Origin of the sequence: Acinetobacter sp. CIP-A165, assembly GCF_000367985.1 — a bacterium.
Taxonomy (GTDB): Bacteria; Pseudomonadota; Gammaproteobacteria; order Pseudomonadales; family Moraxellaceae; genus Acinetobacter.
Genome location: NZ_KB849202.1, coordinates 170195 through 193148, shown reverse-complemented (window position 1 = coordinate 193148; position 22954 = coordinate 170195). Strand labels below are relative to the sequence as shown.

General features: G+C 37.7%; 21 protein-coding genes and 2 pseudogenes. 10 read left to right on the top strand and 13 right to left on the bottom strand.

The window, feature by feature from the left end:
• The first annotated feature begins 6 nt into the window (after positions 1-6).
• Together F991_RS06460 and F991_RS06455 are read left to right on the top strand one after the other, a co-directional pair.
• Positions 7-432: an ExbD/TolR family protein gene (locus tag F991_RS06460; protein ID WP_004669976.1), complete on the top strand. Its 426-nt coding sequence runs from the start codon at positions 7-9 to the stop codon at positions 430-432.
• Between the two features lie 21 nt (positions 433-453).
• Positions 454-873 (top strand): ExbD/TolR family protein, encoded by a 420-nt coding sequence (locus F991_RS06455; RefSeq protein ID WP_004669972.1) that lies wholly within the window; start codon positions 454-456, stop codon positions 871-873.
• Between the two features lie 75 nt (positions 874-948).
• Here F991_RS06455 and F991_RS06450 read toward each other — a convergent pair whose 3' ends face one another.
• The 7 genes from F991_RS06450 to F991_RS06420 all read right to left on the bottom strand — a co-directional run bounded on the left by F991_RS06450 (position 949) and on the right by F991_RS06420 (position 7085).
• Complete coding sequence (locus F991_RS06450) at positions 949-1617, bottom strand: hypothetical protein (protein WP_004669970.1); 669 nt, start codon at positions 1615-1617, stop codon at positions 949-951.
• A 17-nt stretch (positions 1618-1634) separates the two neighbouring features.
• The gene (locus tag F991_RS06445) at positions 1635-2132 is read right to left on the bottom strand and encodes an SMI1/KNR4 family protein (RefSeq protein ID WP_004669968.1); all 498 of its coding nucleotides are present in this window, start codon (positions 2130-2132) and stop codon (positions 1635-1637) included.
• Between the two features lies 1 nt (position 2133).
• Positions 2134-2775, bottom strand: coding sequence for a dethiobiotin synthase (gene bioD / locus F991_RS06440; RefSeq protein WP_004669965.1), 642 nt, complete (start codon positions 2773-2775; stop codon positions 2134-2136).
• Positions 2772-3575, bottom strand: coding sequence for a malonyl-ACP O-methyltransferase BioC (gene bioC, locus F991_RS06435; RefSeq protein WP_004669963.1), 804 nt, complete (start codon positions 3573-3575; stop codon positions 2772-2774). The genes bioD and bioC overlap by 4 nt, the downstream gene beginning before the upstream one ends.
• On the bottom strand, positions 3572-4726 hold the full coding sequence (locus tag F991_RS06430) for an 8-amino-7-oxononanoate synthase (protein ID WP_004669961.1): 1155 nt from the start codon (positions 4724-4726) through the stop codon (positions 3572-3574). The genes bioC and F991_RS06430 overlap by 4 nt, the downstream gene beginning before the upstream one ends.
• Positions 4713-6008, bottom strand: a complete 1296-nt coding sequence (bioA, locus tag F991_RS06425; RefSeq protein WP_004669960.1) for an adenosylmethionine--8-amino-7-oxononanoate transaminase — start codon at positions 6006-6008, stop codon at positions 4713-4715. Before bioA ends, F991_RS06430 begins: the two co-directional genes overlap by 14 nt.
• Before the next feature lie 351 nt (positions 6009-6359).
• Positions 6360-7085 (bottom strand): alpha/beta hydrolase family protein, encoded by a 726-nt coding sequence (locus F991_RS06420; RefSeq protein WP_034595485.1) that lies wholly within the window; start codon positions 7083-7085, stop codon positions 6360-6362.
• Between the two features lie 254 nt (positions 7086-7339).
• Between F991_RS06420 and F991_RS06415 the strand changes: the two genes are divergently transcribed.
• Positions 7340-7915, top strand: coding sequence for a peroxiredoxin (locus F991_RS06415; protein WP_171063455.1), 576 nt, complete (start codon positions 7340-7342; stop codon positions 7913-7915).
• Positions 7916-7966: 51 nt separating this feature from the next.
• Here F991_RS06415 and ftn read toward each other — a convergent pair whose 3' ends face one another.
• Positions 7967-8431, bottom strand: coding sequence for a heteropolymeric bacterioferritin subunit Ftn (ftn, locus tag F991_RS06410; RefSeq protein ID WP_004669950.1), 465 nt, complete (start codon positions 8429-8431; stop codon positions 7967-7969).
• 352 nt (positions 8432-8783) lie between these two features.
• Between ftn and F991_RS06405 the strand changes: the two genes are divergently transcribed.
• The gene (locus tag F991_RS06405) at positions 8784-9839 is read left to right on the top strand and encodes an SDR family oxidoreductase (protein ID WP_004669949.1); all 1056 of its coding nucleotides are present in this window, start codon (positions 8784-8786) and stop codon (positions 9837-9839) included.
• A gap of 42 nt (positions 9840-9881) precedes the next feature.
• Here the strand turns inward: F991_RS06405 and F991_RS06400 are convergent.
• Positions 9882-10754, bottom strand: a pseudogene (locus F991_RS06400) (helix-hairpin-helix domain-containing protein); the annotation flags it as partial.
• A gap of 108 nt (positions 10755-10862) precedes the next feature.
• Here F991_RS06400 and F991_RS06395 point away from each other — a divergent pair.
• From F991_RS06395 to F991_RS06380, 4 genes are read left to right on the top strand one after another with little or no spacing between them, the layout of a single operon-like run.
• Positions 10863-13481 (top strand): hypothetical protein, encoded by a 2619-nt coding sequence (locus F991_RS06395; protein WP_004669946.1) that lies wholly within the window; start codon positions 10863-10865, stop codon positions 13479-13481.
• A gap of 11 nt (positions 13482-13492) precedes the next feature.
• Positions 13493-15481 (top strand): site-specific integrase, encoded by a 1989-nt coding sequence (locus F991_RS06390; protein WP_004669944.1) that lies wholly within the window; start codon positions 13493-13495, stop codon positions 15479-15481.
• A gap of 16 nt (positions 15482-15497) precedes the next feature.
• A complete protein-coding gene (locus F991_RS06385) occupies positions 15498-16034 on the top strand; it encodes a hypothetical protein (RefSeq protein ID WP_004669939.1) in 537 nt (178 codons plus the stop codon).
• Positions 16034-17389, top strand: a complete 1356-nt coding sequence (locus tag F991_RS06380; RefSeq protein WP_004669936.1) for a site-specific integrase — start codon at positions 16034-16036, stop codon at positions 17387-17389. The genes F991_RS06385 and F991_RS06380 overlap by 1 nt, the downstream gene beginning before the upstream one ends.
• Before the next feature lie 307 nt (positions 17390-17696).
• Here F991_RS06380 and F991_RS17115 read toward each other — a convergent pair.
• From F991_RS17115 to F991_RS17950, 4 genes and pseudogenes are all read right to left on the bottom strand, one after another.
• Positions 17697-18841, bottom strand: a protein-coding gene (locus F991_RS17115) for an IS3 family transposase (protein ID WP_155757138.1) whose coding sequence is annotated in 2 segments (ribosomal slippage) — positions 17697-18577 and positions 18577-18841 — 1146 coding nt in all. Because the reading frame shifts where the segments join, the coding sequence is not laid out codon by codon here.
• 54 nt (positions 18842-18895) lie between these two features.
• Positions 18896-19828, bottom strand: a complete 933-nt coding sequence (locus tag F991_RS06365) for a patatin-like phospholipase family protein (RefSeq protein ID WP_004669935.1) — start codon at positions 19826-19828, stop codon at positions 18896-18898.
• Positions 19828-20379 (bottom strand): Mov34/MPN/PAD-1 family protein, encoded by a 552-nt coding sequence (locus F991_RS17830; RefSeq protein WP_004669934.1) that lies wholly within the window; start codon positions 20377-20379, stop codon positions 19828-19830. Before F991_RS17830 ends, F991_RS06365 begins: the two co-directional genes overlap by 1 nt.
• A gap of 297 nt (positions 20380-20676) precedes the next feature.
• Positions 20677-20949: pseudogene (locus F991_RS17950) on the bottom strand (ThiF family adenylyltransferase); the annotation flags it as partial.
• 184 nt (positions 20950-21133) lie between these two features.
• Here F991_RS17950 and istA point away from each other — a divergent pair.
• The gene (istA, locus tag F991_RS06355) at positions 21134-22153 is read left to right on the top strand and encodes an IS21-like element ISAba8 family transposase (RefSeq protein WP_004669933.1); all 1020 of its coding nucleotides are present in this window, start codon (positions 21134-21136) and stop codon (positions 22151-22153) included.
• A complete protein-coding gene (istB, locus tag F991_RS06350) occupies positions 22153-22926 on the top strand; it encodes an IS21-like element ISAba8 family helper ATPase IstB (RefSeq protein ID WP_001053379.1) in 774 nt (257 codons plus the stop codon). The genes istA and istB overlap by 1 nt, the downstream gene beginning before the upstream one ends.
• Positions 22927-22954: the final 28 nt, after the last annotated feature.

The following is a 22954-nucleotide window of genomic DNA, read 5'->3' as shown; positions in this document are numbered from 1 at the left end:
ACGATAATGGGCATGATGATGAATTCTGGCCAAGATGACGATGATGTCATTGGTACGATTAACACAACACCGTTGGTTGATATCATGCTGGTTCTGCTGATTATCTTTTTAATCACTGTTCCAGTTGTCACACACACAGTGCCTGTGAAACTTCCTGAAGAAAAAAATACGCCTTATGCCACCACACCTCAAAATATCCAACTTTCAGTCAATAAAACTGGCGATATTTTTTGGAATGAACAAAACGTTGCAGATAAAGAAACATTACTTGCACGTTTACAAGTTGAGGCGCAAAAGCGCCCTCAACCCGAGGTTCATATCCGTGGCGATCAACTCACGCATTATGAAGCGATTGATCAGGTGATTAGTACCACCCAACAAGCGGGTATTGGCAAAATTGCATTTGTCACGACTCCGCCTAGTTCACCTTAATCAGACGATAAGGAGTTAGTCATGGGTATGAATGTTGGTCCAAAAAGTAGTGAAGATGATGTGATGCTCGACGTTAACATGACACCTTTAATTGATGTCATGCTAGTGTTATTGATCATGTTCATTATCACGATTCCAATCCCAAACAACGCCATTAATATTAATTTACCTAATGGCGTACCACCGCCACCAACCAATGAGAAACCACCCGAAACCATCAACCTGAGAGTCGATGCACAAGGTCATATTTTCTGGAATGATCAAGCTGTTGCTGATCGCCAAGCATTGAAGGTTTTGTTTGAATCTGTTGCGCAAAAAGCTGATCAAGATCAGATCAAATTTAAACCTGATCCTCAAGCCGAATATAAAAATATTGCTATGGTGATGGCATTAGCTCAGCAAAGCAAAGTCACTAAAATTGGGATCGTGAGTAATAACTAGAAAAATAACAACTATAAATTAAGCTTTAAAATTCTAAGTTCCTCCTCCGCTAACAAGTTCGCTTGTTGGCTTTTTTTATTTTATTTCGCTAATGACGATTGGAAGAACCGTACTATTTACTTTGTATCCTTTGGGTTTGTCATTACAAGCATTACCTGTTACCGTCGTTTTGACGACATAAGGAGAATACGGCATCACATTTAAATAACCTGTATCATCTGCCCCCGTAAGACAAGCTTCCATATCTAGTTTTGCATTATAGTTCCCAGCATATGATGACTGCTGTACCTCAGTAATCAACTTAGTATTCCATTGGCTCAAATAAACTAAACTTTTGGTCGATTTAACAGCCCCTTGCCCTGAACCAGCACTTTCTATTTCAACAAGATCAACAGGTTTGCCTTTATAAACAGTTGAATGGATTTTAAATATATTCGATTGACCACCAAACTCTTTTAAAATTTTAGCTTGTTTTAATTTAGGACGAGTTAACACATAACCAGCCCAAAAGTTACGCCCTGCATTGTCAAAACTAATACCTGATAAATAGGCTTCTTCGCCTGAAATTAATTTTACTTTTTCCGTGTGATCAATCTGAATGGCTTGCTGAGGATTAGCATTTGAATCTTGCAAATTCATAATCCAACTAATGATGGTTTTATCGCTAGGGACAGTAGCATGTGCTACTGAAAGTAATGAACTTAACAAAAATACTGAACCTACTAGATAGTATTTATTATGCATGAATAAAACTCCCTCTCTTATTCCCAAAATTTTTGCCCTAATTCACTCACATACCCTTTAATAAAACTATAGAAATTTAATTCAAGTTTATTCCAATTATTTCTGCTCTCTAATGGCGTTACAATCATCATAGAACCATAATCATTTTTTGATGGATCAGTTCTTAGTAGTAAAAGATCACTGTCACCCAAAAACTCGCCAACAATTAAATCCCCTTTTAAATAACCGCTATTCCCCTCTATGAAATCTCGTGTTTTCTCTTGAATTAAAAAAGCATCCAACAATTGCAATCCCCATTGACCATACACAATATCTTCAAATAGATAAGCTCCATTTGCTAATTTGTAAAATTCAACAAAATCCATTGGTAAATCAATAAGTAGCTCATCTATCCCGATAAAACCATGAAAAAATTGGCACCTAAAAAGTAGGTCGCAAGAGATGGCATCTATATGTTTTGGAATTGTCCAATCTTTTTTTATTTCATTAATCAGTTCTTTAAATAATTTTTCCATTTTAAAACTTATCCAACTCCAGCCATTTTGCATCAGGAAAATGCTTTGCTAAATAAGCCTTTAAATAATCCGCCGTATCTTTAGAAATCAATGGATCTTTAGATTCATCTTTTAAGTTATATACCAAAGCATACAAACTCAAACCACGCTGTTTTAATGCTTCCAAGCTTAATAAAGTATGATTAATACTGCCTAAACGCCCAGAAGTCACCAAAATCACAGGAAATTGATGCTGCACAATATAATCAATGGTCAATAACTCTGTGGTTAAAGGCACCATTAAACCACCAGCACCCTCCAATAACACCACATCAAAACGTTGTGCCAGTTCTTGAGTTGCAGCCTCAATTTTAGCGAAATCTAACTCACGCCCATCCAAACGCGTAGCTAAATGCGGTGATGCTGGATAAGTAAAAATCTCAGGCATGGTCAGTTTGTCATGATCTTCTTGAAACCAGCCACTCCCCATGATTTCACGGTGTTTTTCGATGTCTTCAGACACATCGACATTGCCCGTTTGTACCAGCTTTTGGGTAATAACGCGTTGCCCTTGTTCTGTCCAAAGTTTGGCGAGATAACCTGTGGCATAGGTTTTACCAATTTCTGTATCAATACCGCTGACGAAATAAATTGCTGCACTCATGCTGTTCTCCGCGCAATCAGATAAATAGGATGGTAAGTCAGTCGATAACCTTGCTCATCATGAAACTGTTGATAATCTAAATAAAACTGTTGTAAGGATTGCTTGGTCCAGCGATGCGATTTTGCGGTCGCGGTCACGCCTGTCGCTTTTAGATGCTGCAAAACTGCTTTAGGCCGATCAAAATACAGATGCTTTTGCTCTTGCTGTATCAATAAAATCTCAAAACCATTTTCTTCTAATTGTTGTTGTAAGGTCTCTAAAGAATAATAATTCAAACCTTGTCCAGTCAGTTGCTTGATCTCAATTAAGTTCTTTGCCCCAAATGTAGAAAAACCGAAATATGCATTTGGTTTTAATGCGGTATGAATCCGTTTCAATAATGCAGGAAGATCAACCATCCATTGCAAAGCAGAACTGGAAATAACGGCATCTAATGATGTTGGTAAAGCAAGTTGTTCAATATCGCCAATCAACCAATTAACTTCAGCTCTCCCCTTTAAAAACGGGTGAGAAGTATCACTTCGCAAGTGAGGGGATTCCACATCAGCAAAATGCTGCTGCACGTCTTCATATAAATCATTTAAAAACAGTTGCTCAACCTGAAAATAGGATTGGAATAAATCGGTTAAATTACCAGAACCACAACCAATCTCAAGTACTGAGGCTAAAGATTCGGGACAATGCTTTTTGAGATATTCAAATAGCTGTTCACTAATCTGCTTCTGTACCACAGCATGTTCAACATAACTTTGCCCAGCTTTGGCAAAGCGCTGCGCGACCAGTGTTTTATTTAAACTCACAAACACTCCACCAATTGTTCCAATTCGTTTTTTTGCACCAGAGAAGTCAATGAAATGCGTAAGCGTGAACTATTCTGCGGCACAGTCGGCGGACGTACGGGCATGGCATAAAAGCCTTGCTGCTGTACATATTTCGCTTTTTCAATCGCTGCCTGACTTTCGCCGACAATAATCGGAATGATATGACTACTTGATGGACTTGAAAAACCTTTCGTAATCACCGCCTGCTGTAAATATTGACTGATTTCAGCCAAGTGTTGACGTTGTTGCTGCATGCTCAAAACTTTGTGAAATATAAAATCTGACCACGCCATCGAAATCGGGGGTAATGCAGTACTAAAAATCAGCGGGCGCATTTTATTGATGAGATAATCACGGATAATTGAATCACAAATAATATAACCGCCTATTGAAGCAATAGCTTTACCAAAAGTCCCGACTAGAAAATCAATCTGATCCAGTACACCATATTGCTCAGCACAACCTAGTCCTTGCTCACCTCTCACACCTATGGCATGAGCTTCATCCACATAAAGCATGGTTTTTTGGAAGTGTTGTTTTAACTGAGCCAATGCAGCTAAATCAGTTTCATCACCATCCATGCTAAAAATACTTTCAGTCACCACGATAACGCGTTCAATCCGTTCATCTTGATGATACTTTTGCAATAACTGTTCCAAATGCTGCAAATCATTATGCCGATAACGTACATGTTGCGCAGTGGATAGTCGAATGCCATCGATCATGCTGGCATGCACCAATTTATCCGCCAAAATCACAGTTTTGCTATCACATAAAGCAGGTAAAATACCGATATTCATGTGGTAGCCACTATTAAATAACAATGCAGCTCGACCAAAAGCTTTGCTTAGGCTATTTTCAAATTGCTCATATTCTGCAAAATTACCTGTAAGTAAACGCGAAGAAGATGAACTAAACAATGCCCGTTCTATTTTCAAAGTATCGAGAAATTCCTCTCTCAAACTTAAATCAGCCGCCAAACCCAAATAGTCATTCGAGGCTAAATTCAGCATGGTTTTATCTTTAATCGTGATAAAACGTCCCTGCTGTTGATTCGAGGTAAATTGGCGAAAATTACCTTGCTGTTTGAGCTGGTCAAGCTGCTCAGCATAATGATCAAGCAAGGACATTGCTATGGGCTCCTTGCATATTTTTCACCACTTCACTCATATGTGCTAATAAGTAATTTAGCTCGTCATCAGTAATTACATACGGCGGCATCACGTAGACCAATTTTCCAAATGGTCGCACCCAAATACCACGTTCAACAAACTGCTGCTGTAAGCTTTTCATGTCTACATTAGTGGTTAATTCAACCACACCAATCGCACCTAATACGCGTACATCCGCAACGTGATCAAGTTCTGCTAAATCACTTAATTGCTCAACAAGGATCTTTTCAATACGTTGAATATTGCTCTGCCAATCTTGCTCAACCAATAATTGAGTACTTCTTAAAGCAACAGCACAAGCCAGAGGATTCGCCATAAAGGTTGGACCGTGCATAAACACGCCCGCTTTACCTCGGCTAATGGTTTCAGCCACTTGTTTAGTCGTTAATGTTGCAGATAATGTCATATAGCCTCCAGTCAAACCTTTACCGATACACATGATATCGGGTTCAACTTGTGCATGCTCCCAAGCAAACATTTTGCCTGTACGCCCAAAACCTGTTGCGATCTCATCAAAGATCAACAACAAATTGAATTGCTCACATAATTCTTTAGCCTGACGCAAATACTCAGGATGATAAAAACGCATCCCTCCCGCACCTTGCACAATTGGCTCAATAATGAGTGCAGCAATACTTTGATGATGCTGTTCAATCTGTTGTTTGAGCTCTTGAATATCTTGTGGATTCCACTCACCATCAAAGCGACTTTGTGGCGCAGGTACAAAGATTCGATTCGGTAAACTTGAGCCAAAAATCTGATGCATTCCCGTGACAGGATCACACACAGACATCGCATTCCAAGTATCACCATGATAGCCAGAACGGGTGGTAATAAAATTGGTTTTCTCTGGTTTATTTAATGCAGCCCAGTATTGCACGGCCATTTTTAAGGCCACTTCTACGGCAACTGAACCTGAATCTGCATAGAAGATTTTATCTAAGCTCGGCGGGGTAATGTTTAAAAGTAATTTGCCTAACTCAATCGCTGGTTCATGGGTAAAACCGCCAAACATAATATGCGCCATGTTCTGTAATTGCTCAGTAACGGCTTGGTTGAGTTCAGGGTGGTTATAACCATGAATCGCACACCACCATGAAGACATACCATCAATCAAAGTGCGACCGTCATCCAACTCAATAGTCGCCCCATAAGCACGTTTGACTTTGAACGTTGGTAGTGGATTTAACATCGAAGTATAAGGATGCCATATATGTTCTAAATCAAATAAATCGGTCATCCCCTATTCCTCATTCGTTAAATTAAATCTTAGTTATATCGGGGTCTTGCCGAGTGCTCATTCATTTCCAGTATAAGCCTTCGGCTCGACCTGAGAAGCGTTTAAAGCTTCGCAAGTGTTTCGGGAAAAGTAGGCAAAACCATTTGTCATCCACAAAACCTGTTCACCTTCATCATATTTTTAATCTAATCGCAGAAATCACATTTTATTGATACCGCGCAGGTTGTGGATGACGTTTCCGCGTATCAAGTTTCTGGTTAAATATTTAGAGCTAAACTTATTAACATATTAAACCTGTCAAAATCTAAAATACATTGCGAGAAATTTCATTTCTCAACAAGATTAACCCGCCTATTTAAGAAAATCTTCAATTATTTGCACAGTTTCATTCACCATAAAACATGGGAAACCATGTGATGCACTACCAACCGAAACAACAGATTGATTCTTTGCAGCCAAATTACGCACATTCTCTACAACTTGGTAAGGAACTAAGGCATCAGACTCTGCAAACACGTGCAACTGAGCACCTTGATAATTTTTATAGATATTGACCAGATTTAACTGCTCCAACAATTGTAACCCATGCTTAAGTAATGCAATCGGTTGTGGCTGAATCAACTTTTGCATTGCCAAAAAATCTTTTTTCGCAGAACTTGCACCTTGACACACCAGTAGTCCGAACCGTTTTAAGGTGGTAATCGCATCTTGCTCAAATGACTGCTTAAACTGAATAAAGGTCTCGACTGGCATCGCCGTCATCCAATTTTCTTGGGCGACAAAACACGGATTTGAAGCTAGCGTAATTAAAACCTTTTGCTCTGTATATTGCTGCTGAATCAAATTGACCAACAATGTTGCAAGTTCACCGCCTAAAGACCATCCCACAATCACATCATATTTTCGTGCAAGTTCAACATGCTGTTCTAAAACATCGTCATCAAAAGCATTAAAAATATTGATTCGCTCAACCTCATGTCCTTGTTGCGCTAAAGCATCATGTAAAGGTTTTAATAATTCAACGCCACCGCCCCATCCTGTGATGAGTAAAATCTTGTGCTTCACCTTATGACCCAATTATGCAAACTTTCAAAATTATAACCTGTTTTTTCTAATCATTATTTTCCAAATCAACCAATAATGTCGCAGGAATGACACGTTCCCAATTTTGTTTTAATTAACACTACACCGACATCCACTCTATTTTCCTTTTAGTTATACTTCATTTAAATTCAACTATATAAAACAATCAAAAGCCCTGTAAAGAATTTACTCGCACATCAAATTTTTAAATTTGCTAAAGTAAGCGTCTACCACACTTTGAGATCAAGATAATGGCTACGATAAAATCCAAAGTTCTTATTCTATGTAGTTCTCTTATTTTACTTAGCGCACCAAGTTTAAGTAGCGCACAAAACACCTTATTTTCTAAGCAAAATACCGCTCAAAAAGAATGGGTCGGACAATCTGCCCCTGATTTCAAACTACAAGATCAAAGTGGAAAATGGCATACCTTAAGCCAATATAAAGGCGAATGGGTGGTACTCTATTTCTACCCTAAAGATAACACCGCAGGCTGTACTGAAGAAGCCAACCAATTTAAATCACTCTATCCACAATTTTTAAAATCGAATGCGGTTGTATTAGGTGTCAGTTTAGATGACGTTGCTTCGCATCAAAAGTTCTCTGAAAAGTTAGGCTTACCCTTCCCAATTTTGGCGGATGAAAAAGGCACGCTCGCCAGTAAATTTGGCATCGTCAGAAACTTAGGCATAACCAAAATCGCGAAACGAGAAAGTTTTCTCATCGATCCACAAGGCGCAATTCTGTATCACTATACCAGTGTGAATACACAAACCCATGCGGATCAAGTATTGAAAGATTTAAACACTGCTCAAAAGAAATAAATTACCAAAAAAAAACTCAGCGATTAAGCTGAGTTTTTTGATCTATAAATCTTACATTTGCGATTGAATATAGTTCTGCAAACCAATCAATTCAATTAAACGTAATTGCTTTTCTAACCAATAGGTATGATCTTCTTCAGTATCAGAAAGCTGCTGGCGCAACATATCACGGCTAATATAATCGCCTTTTTCTTCACATAGCTTAATACCAACCGCAAGTTTCTCACGAACATGATATTCAAGCGCTAAATCTGCTTTTAAACAGCTCACAACATCTGTACCCACATTGATGTCTTCGCGGTTCATATTCGGTTTTGCTTCCAAAAACAAAACTCGACGAATGATTGCATCAGCATGAGAAGCTTCTTCCTGCATTTCATGATCAATGCGTTCATAAATCTTACTCAAACCCCAATCTTCATACATTCTTGAATGAATTAAATATTGATCACGAGCAGCCAATTCACCGCCAATGAGCATATTTAAATAGTCGATGACTTCTGGATTGCCACGCATAATACTTACTCCTTTCGAATACATTTATTATGAGCAACTTAACCTATAATTGCAAAAAAAATTGTGTGTAAGTTTATGATTTTTATAAAATTAAAATGAGAAACATACGCATTTACAGTTCTAATTAACCCAATTTATTGAAATAAAATAAGCCTTTGCAGTGGATGAACCCTTTTGTATCACCATGATTTCACTCAAAACGCTATATTTTGTTTTTTGTAACGATTGGCAATGCTTCTTATTCAATTCATGATTTGATCAAAATAGCTAAAAAAAATCATTCAATAGTTGTATGTTCACATAAAACTGGTTAAATAGAATCATTTACAAAAACACGATGTGGATATACAAAATGGATAAAAGTAAACCAATCTTAGTCACTGGGGCGACAGGTTATATTGCGGGTTGGATTATTGAGCGTCTCCTAAATCAAGGATATACCGTTCATGCAACCGTTCGAGACCCGTCAAAGCAAAATAAGATCCAACACCTCTACGATCTTGCAGAACAGTCATCAGGGCAAATTCACTTCTTCAAGGCAGATTTACTTGAACCACGTTCTTTTGATGAATCCATGCAAGGTTGTGAAGTGGTCATTCATACTGCCTCCCCTTTTGTTGTCACCAACTACAAAGATGCGATCAAAGATATTATTAAACCTGCCGTGATTGGAACAGAAAACGTATTGGACAGCGTAAACCGTACTGAATCGGTAAAACGTGTGGTTCTCACCTCAAGCATTGCATCAACCTATGGCGATGCTGTCGAAATTCTAAATACATCAAATAATGAGTTTGATGAAAGTCACTGGAACAATACCAGTAATGAAACCCACCAACCTTACCCTTATTCAAAAGTCGCAGCAGAACGTAAAGCTTGGGAAATGGCTGAACAGCAAAGTCGTTGGGATTTGGTCTGTATTAATCCTGCGCTGGTCATGGGACCATCATTAACAGCAAACACTCAATCAGGCAGTGTCGAAGTCTTACAACAATTTGCCAATGGTATGACCTTGCTCGGTGTGCCACCGATGTGGAATGGAATCGTTGATGTTCGTGATGTCGCAGATGCGCACATTCAAGCTGCGACCAATGCCAATGCAAAAGGACGTTATATTATTAGCGGCGGTACTTTAAGTTTATTGGAAATGGGGAAAATCTTACGTCAGAATTTTGGCAATAAATTTCCATTCCCGCGAAATCAATTGCCTAAAACAGCGTTTAAATTATTTGGACCATTGGCTGGGTTTTCCAGATCATTTGTTGAACTGAATATGGGTTATCCAATATATTTTAATGCACAAAAGAGCCAACAAGAACTTGGGATTCAGTACCGAGACATCGAATCAAGTGTTGTTGAACACTTTCAACAACTACTAGATGATGGTGTAGTGCGAAAATATATTTAAGATAATACTGTAGGCAGCGATGGTAATCGCTGCCTACAATTTTTACGAATACTGCACCAAGAATTCCAAAAATTCTTGTTCATTCAAAACTCTAATTTCTAGTTTCTGCGCTTTCTCTAACTTACTACCCGCTTTTTCACCAGCAACAACACATTTGGTTTTACTCGACACACTGCCACTCACACGAGCACCCAAGGCTTGAAGCTTTTGAGTTGCCTCATCACGCCCCATCGTTTCTAGCGTACCCGTCACCACCCAACTTTCCCCATTTAACGGTTGGCGTGTTGGTGCTGTTGGTGCATCCCAGTGAATTCCAGCAGCCAATAAACGGTCTAAAACTTCTAGGTTGTGCGTCGCTTGGAAAAAGTCTGCAATCCACTCTGCTGTAATATCACCAACATCAGGTGTTTTCTTTAGTGCTTCAACATCGGCTTGTTTTAAAGCTTCAAGTGTTTGAAAAGTATTGGCAAGCATACGTGCTGTCGTTTCACCGACACCACGAATTCCTAATGCATAAATAAAACGCGCTAAGGTGGTTTTCTTACTGGCTTCAATCGCATCAATCAGATTCTGGACAGACTTCTCGCCCATTTTTTCAATGGTCAGTAGCGTCGTCCGATGTTCATGCAGGTGATAAATATCAGCAACGTCTTTCAACAAATCAAGATGTAAAAGTGACTCCACCCATCGATCACCCAAGCCTTCAATGTCTAAGGCTTTACGAGATACAAAGTGACGGATCGCTTCAATACGTTGCGCAGCACAATACAAACCGCCTGAACAACGTGCTAATGCCTCTCCTTCTGGCATCACCACTGGTGAATCACATACTGGACAATTCGTAGGGAGATGTACGATTTCAGCATCGGCAGGTCGAAATTCAGCCCAGACTTTCTCTACTTTAGGAATCACGTCAAAGTGTCACCTTACATCTAACCTTTCATCATGCAAAGACTATTGTAATAAATGAGATTTTGATATAAAAATAGAACATCTTCACTAGTTGAAACTATCAAAAAGAGAATGGCTGTGATAGATCATGACGAAAGGCTCATTTTTTTATCTACGTTTATTAGTGTCGGTGAGTTGGTCAGAAAATGGATTGATTCTAAGAGCACGGATCAACAGCCCTTGCTTTCCCTTATCTTGATTCGGTACATCGAACTGATCCATTCACCTTTCAAAAATGATGATAAAAACGAGCTAATTCTTAACCTTACTTACATTCGTGCGGACCTTTGCCAGCAGAATAAATTTAAATATGCAAATGAAAGGTATAAACAGATTTGCTTGCTCATAAAGCACATGATTTATGAGAGCTATTTCAAAGGCGGAAATGTCGATGGTCTATCTTTCCTCATGTGTACTCTCACTGAACCTCAATACGAAGCCTGTAAGTCTGAGAAAATTCCATTCGAGGTTTCTCTCAAGATCAACTATGACCTTTCCAAATCAGAGACAGTAGACAACGCTAAAGATCATTCTCTCTCACCTACTGTTGCACTAAGGCTTGAATACTTATCAGGAATTTTGAATGCTGATGTTTATTATTTAATTTCCAATTTTATATCTCAGTCGGGTAAGCAGCGACAAACCAAACTATCATTTTTATTAAAAACATACATAGCAGTACTGTATGAAGCACTTAACAATAACGATCCAGGTGAACTAGCTAAAAGCCTACACTATATTCGAATAGACCTCTGCAAAAGATACACTTTTAAAAGCAGTAGAATTTTAATAAGTGATCTTCAAATGCTCATTAAGAAATTAATTAATATAGAATTTTTTAGTAAACAAGAATCAAATAAACTAGATAACTTTCTTACTTTACCAACTGAATCTCAATTCCAACTAATTAAATCTGAAATTATACCAGAAGAAATATCTAATCTTTTCTCACATGAATCTAGCGCCGATGAGAACTTTAAGAGAATACTAAACTCCACCTGCACTCCAGAAATTGCTAATAGATTAAAAGAGCACGTTAACAGTTTTAAGCATAAGAAACATCATAGAGGCCCATTAATTCAATTTTTAGAGCAAATTTCATCAAGTAATATTGAGTGGTATAAACATCCCAGAATTATTCAAGGTGAGCTTTTAAAATATAGAGGTAACTTGCTTGATGAATATCAAAGAAATACAGCATATGGTAAATTCCAGAACGTTAAGAACTCACTTGATGTATTAGTTAAACATGGCGTATTGCCAGAAAACGTTGAACTTCCGGACAATTTGCGTAGGTGTATAAATACGGAAAAGGTGCGAAAAGACAACCCGCTCATTTGTGAAGTGGACATGTATGATGAAAAAAAGCGTGATGAATACATAAACACCCCCCAATTTATCGAGTCTTTAAAGAGCGAACTTTCATATAACTTGTGTATGCTTGTGAAAAACGCCCAAGAGATTGTTTTTCAGGGGTACAAAAAGTTTTGTAATAAAAATATCATCATAGAGCAAAGCCAGTTTGATGAATTCATGAACCACCCTCAATTACTCGTAAGTAGAACAAAAGGCAGCAATTCTAAGTCAAAGGTAAACCCTTTTAATAGCGCACATCCATTACGCTTAAATAATTTAACTGCTTATTACAATCATTACTTTAATGATCTACTAAATAGCAAAACTCAACATAATATTAACAATCTCGCTATAAGCGAAGATATCCTTGGATATCTAGGCTTAACAAGCAGTATTGCATCTGCGATGCAAACCATCATCACAGAAGAATTAGGGATTAATCCGTACTCGCTTTATAGAGTAAAAATATCATCTGACGGTCACGGCCATGAATTTGTTATAGTGGATGATGAGGGTTCTGTAAGAATTAAAGCTTTAAAGCCACGAGCTAGAAGCGCTCGCTCAAGAAAAGCAGAAGGATCTTGTAAATCATTAGCCGATATAGATGCATATGAAATAAATGCAGCAACTTGCTTAAGAATGGCATTAGAAATGACAGCAAGAATCAGAGAGACCTTGGGAATACGAGATCTATGGGTTTGCCTATCTTGTCACGGTACCACTGTTCCATGTCCTGAAACATTCCAAAATAAATTTAATAAGTTCTGCTTGACGCTCTCAACTCAGAACACGACTTTGCAGGAAGCTACATTAAAAAAAGTACGAGCATCAAAAGGTGTTTTAATTTATTTAAATTCAAATGGCGACTCCATCAAGACTTCGACATATTTTGGCAATACTGTTAAGACAACTCTTAATCGTTACATCCCGAAATATTTAACTGAGATAATTTACAGACTCAAAATAAGAAACTTTCAGAAGATATTTCTGTTTATGGCTACCTCATCTGATAAATTACCTTTCAAGTCACTAAATATGAGTGAGGCCGAATTTAAATTACAGCTAAAACAAGTTTTCAATAATCCAGATATGGGAGGTAATTTATACGAAAAACTAACTAACCCTTGTATAGATAATGAGGAAGATATCCCACTATATTTTTGTGTATCTGATCTAAATCTTCAGTTAGCTATAAAATATGCGAAAGATGGTAAAGATGAGAAGTTAAAGAAAAACTGTAAAGATGTACTTGATAAGATTGGACAAGAGTCCTCAGTAATGATGAAGCATATGCTTAGGACAGCACAGTTAAATGTCGAGAAAAATAGTTCTTAGGTGTGTAAATAATGAAAAGTAATTTAAGCCCTATAAAGGAACGCATAGACCCTAATGACTTGCTAGAGACCATTGTTAATTCCTCTTACCCTAAACCTCGATGGATGTTGAACGAGTCTATAAATGATAAAACTTGGTACTTATCCAAAGTGGGTATTAATTTAACCTTCTATAAGGGAAACATTAATAAAGCACAAAAGTTTGAATTCAAACAAAAGATTGCAGATAATGAGTATTTAACTGACAAAATTAATGAAGCATTATTAATAGATATACGTAACAGTCTTCTGTATCTTGATACAACAGGTAAAATTACAAGACCAGCCAGGATTTCGGATATCGCTCTATCTGTAATTCACCTCATCTACCATGCAAATGAATTTCGTATTTCCAAGAATGAACCTTTAGTTAGAAGCCTAGAGCAAATCAAATTCAAAGAATTGAAACATTACTTGTTATCTTTCAATGTAGAGAGGGATTTGTTTGAAAAAGCAGTTAATTTTATATTAATAAAATGGAACTCAAGGCGCGATATAAACTGGTCTTTAATAAAAACTGAGTTTGCTCTTACAACTAGGGAATTTAAAAGTCTTAAATACAAGATAATTAAATACTTAGAATCAAAAGATGATGGCTTTTTTTCTCAAATGGCGTATAAGCGAGAATACAATAATGCATGTACACGAGAGTTTGACATAGACTTTGATTTGTATCCAAGTCAAAGTACAATCTCTAATGAAATATCTAAACTGGAAGCCTTTTTTACTGCAAGAACTGCCCAAAAATATAAGTTTCAGTATTCGCCAATGAAACTGTTTTCTGTGGGAAGGACTATTTTTGATGAAATGATCGATAGAGTGAAAACTCCATTGATGCCAATTCCATTATCCCTTCATACAATTTCCTCAGCATTACATTTTGCACGCGTTTATGGGGAACCACTTCGTCAGTACCTTTCGGATTTATCTAAAGGCGAAGTTAACAGGATAAAGGAACTAGGTATAGCTTTATCAACCAGCAGGCAACATAGCCTAAAGATAAAGAATTATGTATACAAAACAACTAAGATCCCACGCGCGCTCAAACCTTTAATCATTACGTCATGGGAAAAAGCAGATTTCAGTAAATTTGACTATAGCGAATTAAGAAATGGCATGTCTGTTAATATGGCTATCAGACTTTACACAGCTGCAATATGGATTCTGATCGCCAGCTTCTCTGCTGGCAGAGCAACATCATTGCGGACTTTAAACCGTAATTGCTTTGTACAATCCCCAGTTGATGGTTTGTTTGACATAGTCATGAAAATTCCTAAAAGCTCAGAAAGGTTAGAGTTAGAAAAAGTACATAGACCTATCCCTGATTTAATATACGATTACGGTCTAGAGTTCGCTTTAATGGTATGTGAACTTGAAGAAAGACGAGGTTTTATAGGAGATGAGAATGAACTATTTTTGTTTGGTTGTGCATTGTCATATAGATCAATCAGTGCGGCTCGTGAAGATGGTGGGGAAAACTCGAAATACCCTTTAGGCAATGACTATATTAATGCTTCCATTAATATGTTTATGGACTGGATTGAATCCCCCCTAATCGATGGAAAAAGATGGTATCCATCAACACACCAATTTAGAAGACTATTTGCTGTAGTGTATTTTAACTTCTCAGATCAAGTTGGATTAGATGAGCTATCTTGGTTCATGGGTCATTCTAACCTCGATCAAACATTCTACTATGCAGAAGTGTCACCTGATGATGAATGGATCGACGAAGCTGAGGCTACTATTGCACGGATAGGGGCATCATTAAACAAGCATATTAATGGTGATCAAGCAGTGAGAAGCATCATTAACAACGCCAGACAGTCAACAAAAATTTCAACTGTACTAGAGACACTGGTCCGTAGATTGATTGACGAACATAAAGAAAGAACAGGTCAACAAGTCCGTTTCTGTAAAATTGATGGAAACGAAGTTTTCTTTTACTTTATTAAACCATAAAACTAGGAATTTAGTTATGTCAAAGTTTAAGAAGGGCGAAACTTCGAAACCAGTTATCGATAAAAAGATTGAAATATCCTCATCTATAAAGCGAAAAACTGAACTCATAAATAAGATAGAATACTTTGAAGATATACCTAGCAGCTTGGAAATGAAAAAAAACACCATCTCACAAACTTCAGTTCATAAGTGGGATGATAGTGATCTTAATATTATATCTTATTCTTACAATACAGCTCATGCTGAGCATAACTTAAAATATTTAAATGATCTAATTGATTCAATTAAAAATGCCAATCATAGGCTTTCTAAACTCTCAGAATCAGAAACGAGGGATAAAGGTAATGCCACCGCCAGAATATCACAAAATGAAGTAAACAAACTAAAAGTTGAAAACGAGGAATTACGTGTTGCTTTAGCGGAAGTATATAGAGCTTATATGAGCCTTTTAGATCAATGTCGAGAAGATAAGGAAATCGATGCTGCATATAGAAAACTTATTCTCTCTCAAGCTCAAATCCTAGGCAGAAATCGACTATGGGTAGTTAAATAATGTCTTCTGTAGTCGTTGCAAAAGATCCTAACCTTAAATTTCTCAATACTAGTAGGCGAATAGACCAAAACAATGCTTGCCCACTCCCCATGGTTTTAAAAAAAGGTGGTAAGTTTGATTGGGATGCTAATTCATTTATTACGCATTATGGCGGTGGTTCACAAACATATAATATTCGCCCATTAGCAAAAACCGTTCAGAAAAAAGCATATAGTTTAAATTTGTTCTGTGATTTCCTTGAAAATAATTCTATAAATCTGAGTGAGATTAATGACAGCACTCTTTATCAATATATTAAGGAGTCAAAAGATAGAAATATTAAAGACAGTACTGTTATTCAACATGGAAGGACTGCAATTGAGTATATAGATTATCTGAGTAAAATATATCCAGAATGGAAACTAGGTACTACAGAGAAAGATCCAGATAAAATATTCAGCGTGCACTATGAAAAACTTAAATTCAAGAAAGGCAGTATAACAGGTGAATACTTTTATCATGAATCACTTGTCGGACTAATTAACATTGCCTCTGAAGCTGAATACGTTCATGATCACGAGTTAGTTATGTGGCTAGATGCCATCAACTGTACAACCAACCACCCAAGAATAAATACATTCCTCATAAGCAGGTGGGAGGCCTTAACCACATTACTAGATATTACAGGTTCTAGAATAAGTGAGGCTCACGAGATAACCCGAACTATGATAAAAAAGGCAGCGGATTCATTACTCATCAGTGACAAGCAGCCAATAATCCGAAATATCCCCATAAGGAAAGGAAAATACAAAGGTAAAACTCGATCAGTAAAGACTACCCATGAGGATATTCAAGTTATTCTTTTATACGTCCATATAATTGAAGATATGTTTCCTGATATGGAGCATGATGCTCTTTTTGTCGATTCAGTCACAGGAAAACCATTAAAATCTACTTATTTAAAAAATTATGCAAAAAAGGTTATTAACGGTAGTAAATATTGTGAGGCTCTGAAGCACCTAACCAATCATTCTTTTCGCCATAGATTTATTACCCTTAATATAGCTAAAGCAATTAAGAAAATATCAGCACAAGGTAGCTTTTCAAGTATTCTGAGTGTTGCTTCAAATGCATGCCGAAAAGTTACCATGCACGCAAACAATGAATCTATGTCACATTATGTGCATCTAGCAACTGAATACAATGAAAAAAATGATCAAGGAGATATAGATATGAGCAATATTTCTCCTCAAATTAGAATTCGTGTAAAAAAATTAATCTCAATTGTAAATTTGTTCCGCTTAAAGGAAATAAACGAAGCTGAAGCTTTAGATTCTCTTCTCTCAACGATAAATGAATTTAAGAAGTTTACTTAAAACCAATCAGCCTTTGTTCTTCAATTCAGATATGTGAGCGGAGAACGCTCAAAGTTTCTGATGGACTGCCACCACTCTCCTAGACAAATTTAGTCTATTTTTTTGCTAATTCATAACCATGATTAAGAAGCTTATCAAATTCTTCATAAGTTAGTCGTCTAAGAGTGGTAGGAAACTTTGATGCAAACTCAGAGGAACTACAAATATCACCATCATTTATCTTATCTATAATAGAGATCAAATTACAGAGGTGGTCCCACTTGTTTGAACAACTAAAAGCTTATTTATAAGTGATACTCTGCTCTAGTTAAGCTACCTTATTTTGTTGTGGTAGCTGGTCATAGTAAAACTCATCTGGAGTCATTTTGTCCAGACTCGAATGAGGTCGTTTCAAATTATAAAATTCAAAATATGCGTTTAATTGCTTCTTCGCATCCAAAACATTGCTGTAGGCTTTGAGATACACCTCTTCATATTTAACGCTCCGCCATAATCGTTCAACCATCACATTATCAACCCATCGACCTTTACCATCCATACTGATTTGAATGCCATTTGATTTCAATACATCAATAAATGCATCACTGGTAAACTGACTGCCTTGGTCTGTATTAAAGACTTCAGGTCGGCCATATTTTTCAATAGCTTCATTTAATGTTTCTATGCAAAATGTAACCTCCATACTAATCGATACTCTATGCGCAAGTACCTTGCGGCTATGCCAATCAATCACAGCACATAAATAAACAAAGCCTTTTGCCATAGGGATATACGTTATATCCGTAGACCACACTTGATTACTGCGCTGAATAGCCAATCCTTTGAGCAGATATGGATATTTACGGTGAGCTTGATTAGCCTGGCTTAAATTTGGTTTGCAATATAACGCATTAATGCCCATTTTCTTCATTAAAGTACGTGTATGACGTCGTCCTATATGATGTCCTTGACGATTCAATAAATCACGCATCATACGGCTACCTGCAAAAGGGTATTGCATATGTAACTCATCCATACAGCGCATCAGCTTCAGATCTGATTCACTCACAGGTTTTGGGCGATAGTAATAACAACCACGGGAGACTTTCAGCAGCTTAGCTTGCTTAGATACTGAAATCTGAAGTGAGTCATCGATTAACTTTTGTGGTTGAAGCGACCCAGTTTCTTCAACACACCTTCTAAAAAATCAATTTCTAATGCCTGCTCACCGATTTTTGCATGTAGTTTTTTTAGATCGATGGGTGGTTCTGTTGGAGCTTTTGATTGATCGAAAGCTTGCGAGGAAGCTGAAATCAGTTGATTTTTCCAGTCAATAATTTGGTTTTGATGAACATCAAATTCAGCACTCAATTCAGCAAGTGTTTTTTCTGCTTTAATCGCAGCAAGTGCTACCTTAGCTTTAAAGTCATTTGAATGATTTCTTCTTGGTCTACGTGTCATAAAATACTCCATATATTGATGTTTATAACATCATTTGGGGAGCAAAATATCACTTATAAGTGTTGTTCAAATTTCCTGATCCACCTCTTTACCTCTATTTACGTCTTGTTTAATATAATTTACGAAAGCTCGGATACGCAATGCTCTTGACTGATCATAGATTATGTCTGTGATTCGTTTTAGACGCCAAGGATTAATTTTAGATAAAGAAAAACCTTTTTCTAATGGGGTACTTGCATCCGATACTATTAACTGAGTCTTACTTGGGAGAGATTCTTTTAAAGTACCTCTACCCGCATTAAAAAAAGGTTCAAGCCCAAGATTATCATATACACCTCCATCGTAAACATGAAACCTTGGATATAAAGGGGAAATGGTTAACTGGTTTTCCTCTAGCTCGTTCCATGTTTTTCTTTTTTTCCACTCATATGATTCAGCTTGAATAACTAATGGACCAATCCCACCAGGAAAGCCTGCGGATACGGCTAAGGCATTCGCTAATGGAAAATTTTTAGAGGATGCGTATCCTAATAAATAATCTCCAAAGTTTTTCTGCTTAAATCTAAATCTTTTACCTGTCTCGGCTGTTGTTCCATTTATTGACCATTCAGGAAAAATAGGAATATCTACGAGTTTATTGTCAATTTCCCATTCATCCTTTAAAGCAAATGCCAATAAATTGGCTCTTGATAACAAAAAATACCAATTTCGCGGCTTCAGAAGTTGCCTTGCCATTCCTCCTATTAAACTTCTAGTACATAATTTATTTCGCAAAGAAGGAAGCAGGTGTTCAGTGTATTGATAGGATGTTGGCCATTGCATTTGATTTTCTTTTAATAATAAGCCGATTATTAAACTCCCGCCCGATACAGTAGAGATATGACTAATTTCCTCTAACTTATTTTGTTCAGATAAATATTTTAGTACCCCCAAATGGAATACCATTGCTCTAATTCCACCACCTGAGAGAGCTAAAGCAATATTGTTTGGCTTAGTCATTAATTTCTTATTCCTTTAAAAACTTGAAAATTATTATCACCTACAATAAGCGATATAGCAGGTAGTCCTTCTTCTGCCATTTCTTGTGCAAGATGTGTTAACTGAATAATATCCTCTCCACTCATAGAGGTTGAGTGACCAGTAGGATGGCTATGCCATTCACCAATATATCCCACTATACCCATTGTCCTAGCTGAAATTTCCTTTACTTTTTCAGCTAATCCGGCCGTTCCACGTTCAAAAGATGTTGGCGTGGATTTACTATCTGAAGGGCTTGGTAGAGCTGTGACAATTACAACTGCTTTAATATTGAAATCATAATAACCTAATAGAACGCCACCTGTTTCATTTGGAAGGCAATGTTTTCTCATCTCAGAAAGAAGTTCTATAACTCCTTCATCAATAAATAAGGTTATATTATCTAAAATAAAATTTCTTTCTGCGTAAACTGGAAAATTATATGCAGAAGTAGAACCACTTTCAGGCTCTGTTTGCCACACTTTAATGAAAGCAGTAGGAAGCGTAGCTTGATGCTGAATTTGTTCAGCCACAGTACAAGCATGTCTTAAAATTCTAGAGTAAGGTAATACAACAGAAATATCCCTGCATCCGGCACCGCTCCAAAAAGTTCCTATAGCATTAGTTAGATGGTCTCTACCTAAGTCATTTTGAATAAGAGCTCTATAGTATTGGGCTTCTAGGGTCCTGAGCTTAATTTTTCTTTCTATATCTTCGCCTAGTAATACAGCTCCATTACCATTAGGAGTTATAAAAACTGAAATGTGGCGTGATAGTGAATCATCATTACTAGCTGCACGGGGATATTCGAGAGTAGTTGAGGCATCGATTACAATATCTGGATCGCGTATGATTGAAGAAGAGTTTTTTATAAGATCAGTAGCATCAGCTACTACGCTTGTAAAAATAGATGCATTATCAACCGCTAGAGAATGAAGTTCCGTAACGACATTAGCTTTTGATTCTCCAATATGAGATACATAAGCCGTATGTCTTGAGAGATTGTGAGGCTTGATATGATCCTTATCAATGACAGTCCATTTACCCCAACCGCTTCTTCCCCATAAATTGAGAAGTGCACTACCTAATGAGCCAGCTCCAATAAGTACTCCTGTTGCTCCTTCTGAACTGATACCAGATTGTTTTCGAGCTGCAGAATTGTCATTTACTTGTAAAATTTCAATAGCATCTAATGGATGTGTTAGCGGCAGTGTAAAAATGACCCCCTAATGGCATTTAAAAACTGACCCCCTTGGTTAATATAGCGGTCATTTTGGACTGCTCAACATGTTAACTTTGGAGCAAGCAGTGACAATCCAAATACTTCATCAGCAAGGTAAATCTATTAAAGCCATTAGTCGTGAACTGGGGGTGTCCAGAAATACCGTACGTAAATATTTACGGCAAAACACTACACCTCAGTATCAGCGTATACAGCCTAGAATAAGTATCCTTGACCCATATAAACCCTATTTACTCCAACGTGTAAACGCAGCTCATCCTGAATGGATTCCTGCTGTTGTGCTCTACCAGGAAATTTTAAGGTTGGGATATCCAGGAAAGATCAGGATCTTGAGGGAATATCTTGCAACATTAAAACCAGTTGCCAAACCGGAACCGATCATTCGTTTTGAAACCCAACCTGGCCAACAAATGCAGGTGGATTTCACCACGATTCGACGCAACAACACGACTTTAAAAGCCTTTGTCGCAACATTAGGCTATTCCAGAGCGACTTTCGTGAAATTTTATGATCATGAACGTACCGATGCATGGATCGATGGTCTAGAAAATGCATTTCAGTTCTTTGCAGGAGTACCTCAGGAAATCCTGTTTGATAACGCTAAAACGATCATGATTGAACGGGATGCTTATCAGGAGGGGCAGCATAAATGGAATCCCAAACTGCTCGACTGCGCCAAGAAATACAGCTTTCGTCCTCGCGTATGTAAGCCCTACCGTGCACAGACCAAAGGCAAAGTTGAACGCTTTAATGGATACCTCAAATCAAGCTTTATTGTGCCATTGAAAGCAAGCCTGAAGACTTCGGGTTTACTGTTAGATGTTGATGTCGCCAATGCCCACATTGGCCGGTGGCTGCATGAAACCGCCAATCAGCGGATTCATGCCACCACGCAAGAAAAACCGGCTGTTCGACTGCAACAGGAGCAGCAAAAATTTACGCCATTACCGCAATCAGATACAGGTTCCAGCACTGTACCTGTTGCAGCAGCACAGCATGTCATGCCCTACGAGAGTTTGCAGCATCCCTTATCGGTATATGACCAGTTGCTGGGAGTTTCCTGATGAATCTGCAATACGACCGTATAGAGCAGCTTTGCCAAAAGCTCAATCTGCCTGCCATCGCATCACAATGGTCACATCATGCACAACAAACATTAGGTCAGGATGGAAGTTATGCCGACTTTGTTGAAGCGATCTTGACGCATGAATATGCTGCCAGGCAACAGCGCAGCCAGCAGGTACTGATGAAACTCTCAGGCCTGCCTCAAGTCAAAACCCTGGAAGACTATGATTTTAATTATGCCCTAGGGGCCCCTAAATCACAGGTGATTGAACTGTTCAATCTGAGCTTTATTGCTAGAGCAGAAAATGTGGTGTTTCTGGGGGCTAGCGGAGTAGGAAAAACGCATTTATCTATGGCATTAGGCTATAAGGCCATCATGAACAACATTAAGATCAAGTTCATTACCGCAGCGGATTTAATGCTGCAACTGAGTACAGCCTATCAGCAAGGTAAACTGAAAACCTATATGCAACGTGCGGTACTGGGACCAAAGTTACTGATTATCGATGAAATTGGTTATTTACCGTTTGGACGTGAAGAAGCGAATCTGTTCTTTAATGTGATTGCCAAGCGTTATGAAAAAGGCAGTACGATATTGACGAGTAACTTACCCTTTAGCCAGTGGTCCAAATCCTTTGCAGATGATGTCACGTTGACCGCTGCGATGTTAGATCGGTTATTGCATCACTGTCATGTGGTACAAATATCGGGTGAGAGTTATCGTTTGAAGGATAAAAAAAGAATAGGGATTCAGCCCCAGGTTGAAACTTAATACGAGATCAAAGGGGTCAATTTTACTT

Coding starts and splice junctions, on each gene's coding strand:
- F991_RS06460 (WP_004669976.1), top strand. CDS start 7: ATGGGCATGATGATGAATTCTGGCCAAGATGACGATGATGTCATTGGT.
- F991_RS06455 (WP_004669972.1), top strand. CDS start 454: ATGGGTATGAATGTTGGTCCAAAAAGTAGTGAAGATGATGTGATGCTC.
- F991_RS06450 (WP_004669970.1), bottom strand. CDS start 1,617: ATGCATAATAAATACTATCTAGTAGGTTCAGTATTTTTGTTAAGTTCA.
- F991_RS06445 (WP_004669968.1), bottom strand. CDS start 2,132: ATGGAAAAATTATTTAAAGAACTGATTAATGAAATAAAAAAAGATTGG.
- bioD (WP_004669965.1), bottom strand. CDS start 2,775: ATGAGTGCAGCAATTTATTTCGTCAGCGGTATTGATACAGAAATTGGT.
- F991_RS06430 (WP_004669961.1), bottom strand. CDS start 4,726: ATGTCCTTGCTTGATCATTATGCTGAGCAGCTTGACCAGCTCAAACAG.
- bioA (WP_004669960.1), bottom strand. CDS start 6,008: ATGACCGATTTATTTGATTTAGAACATATATGGCATCCTTATACTTCG.
- ftn (WP_004669950.1), bottom strand. CDS start 8,431: ATGCGTGGCAATCCAGAAGTCATCGACTATTTAAATATGCTCATTGGC.
- F991_RS06405 (WP_004669949.1), top strand. CDS start 8,784: ATGGATAAAAGTAAACCAATCTTAGTCACTGGGGCGACAGGTTATATT.
- F991_RS06395 (WP_004669946.1), top strand. CDS start 10,863: ATGGCTGTGATAGATCATGACGAAAGGCTCATTTTTTTATCTACGTTT.
- F991_RS06390 (WP_004669944.1), top strand. CDS start 13,493: ATGAAAAGTAATTTAAGCCCTATAAAGGAACGCATAGACCCTAATGAC.
- F991_RS06385 (WP_004669939.1), top strand. CDS start 15,498: ATGTCAAAGTTTAAGAAGGGCGAAACTTCGAAACCAGTTATCGATAAA.
- F991_RS06380 (WP_004669936.1), top strand. CDS start 16,034: ATGTCTTCTGTAGTCGTTGCAAAAGATCCTAACCTTAAATTTCTCAAT.
- F991_RS06365 (WP_004669935.1), bottom strand. CDS start 19,828: ATGACTAAGCCAAACAATATTGCTTTAGCTCTCTCAGGTGGTGGAATT.
- istA (WP_004669933.1), top strand. CDS start 21,134: ATGTTAACTTTGGAGCAAGCAGTGACAATCCAAATACTTCATCAGCAA.
- istB (WP_001053379.1), top strand. CDS start 22,153: ATGAATCTGCAATACGACCGTATAGAGCAGCTTTGCCAAAAGCTCAAT.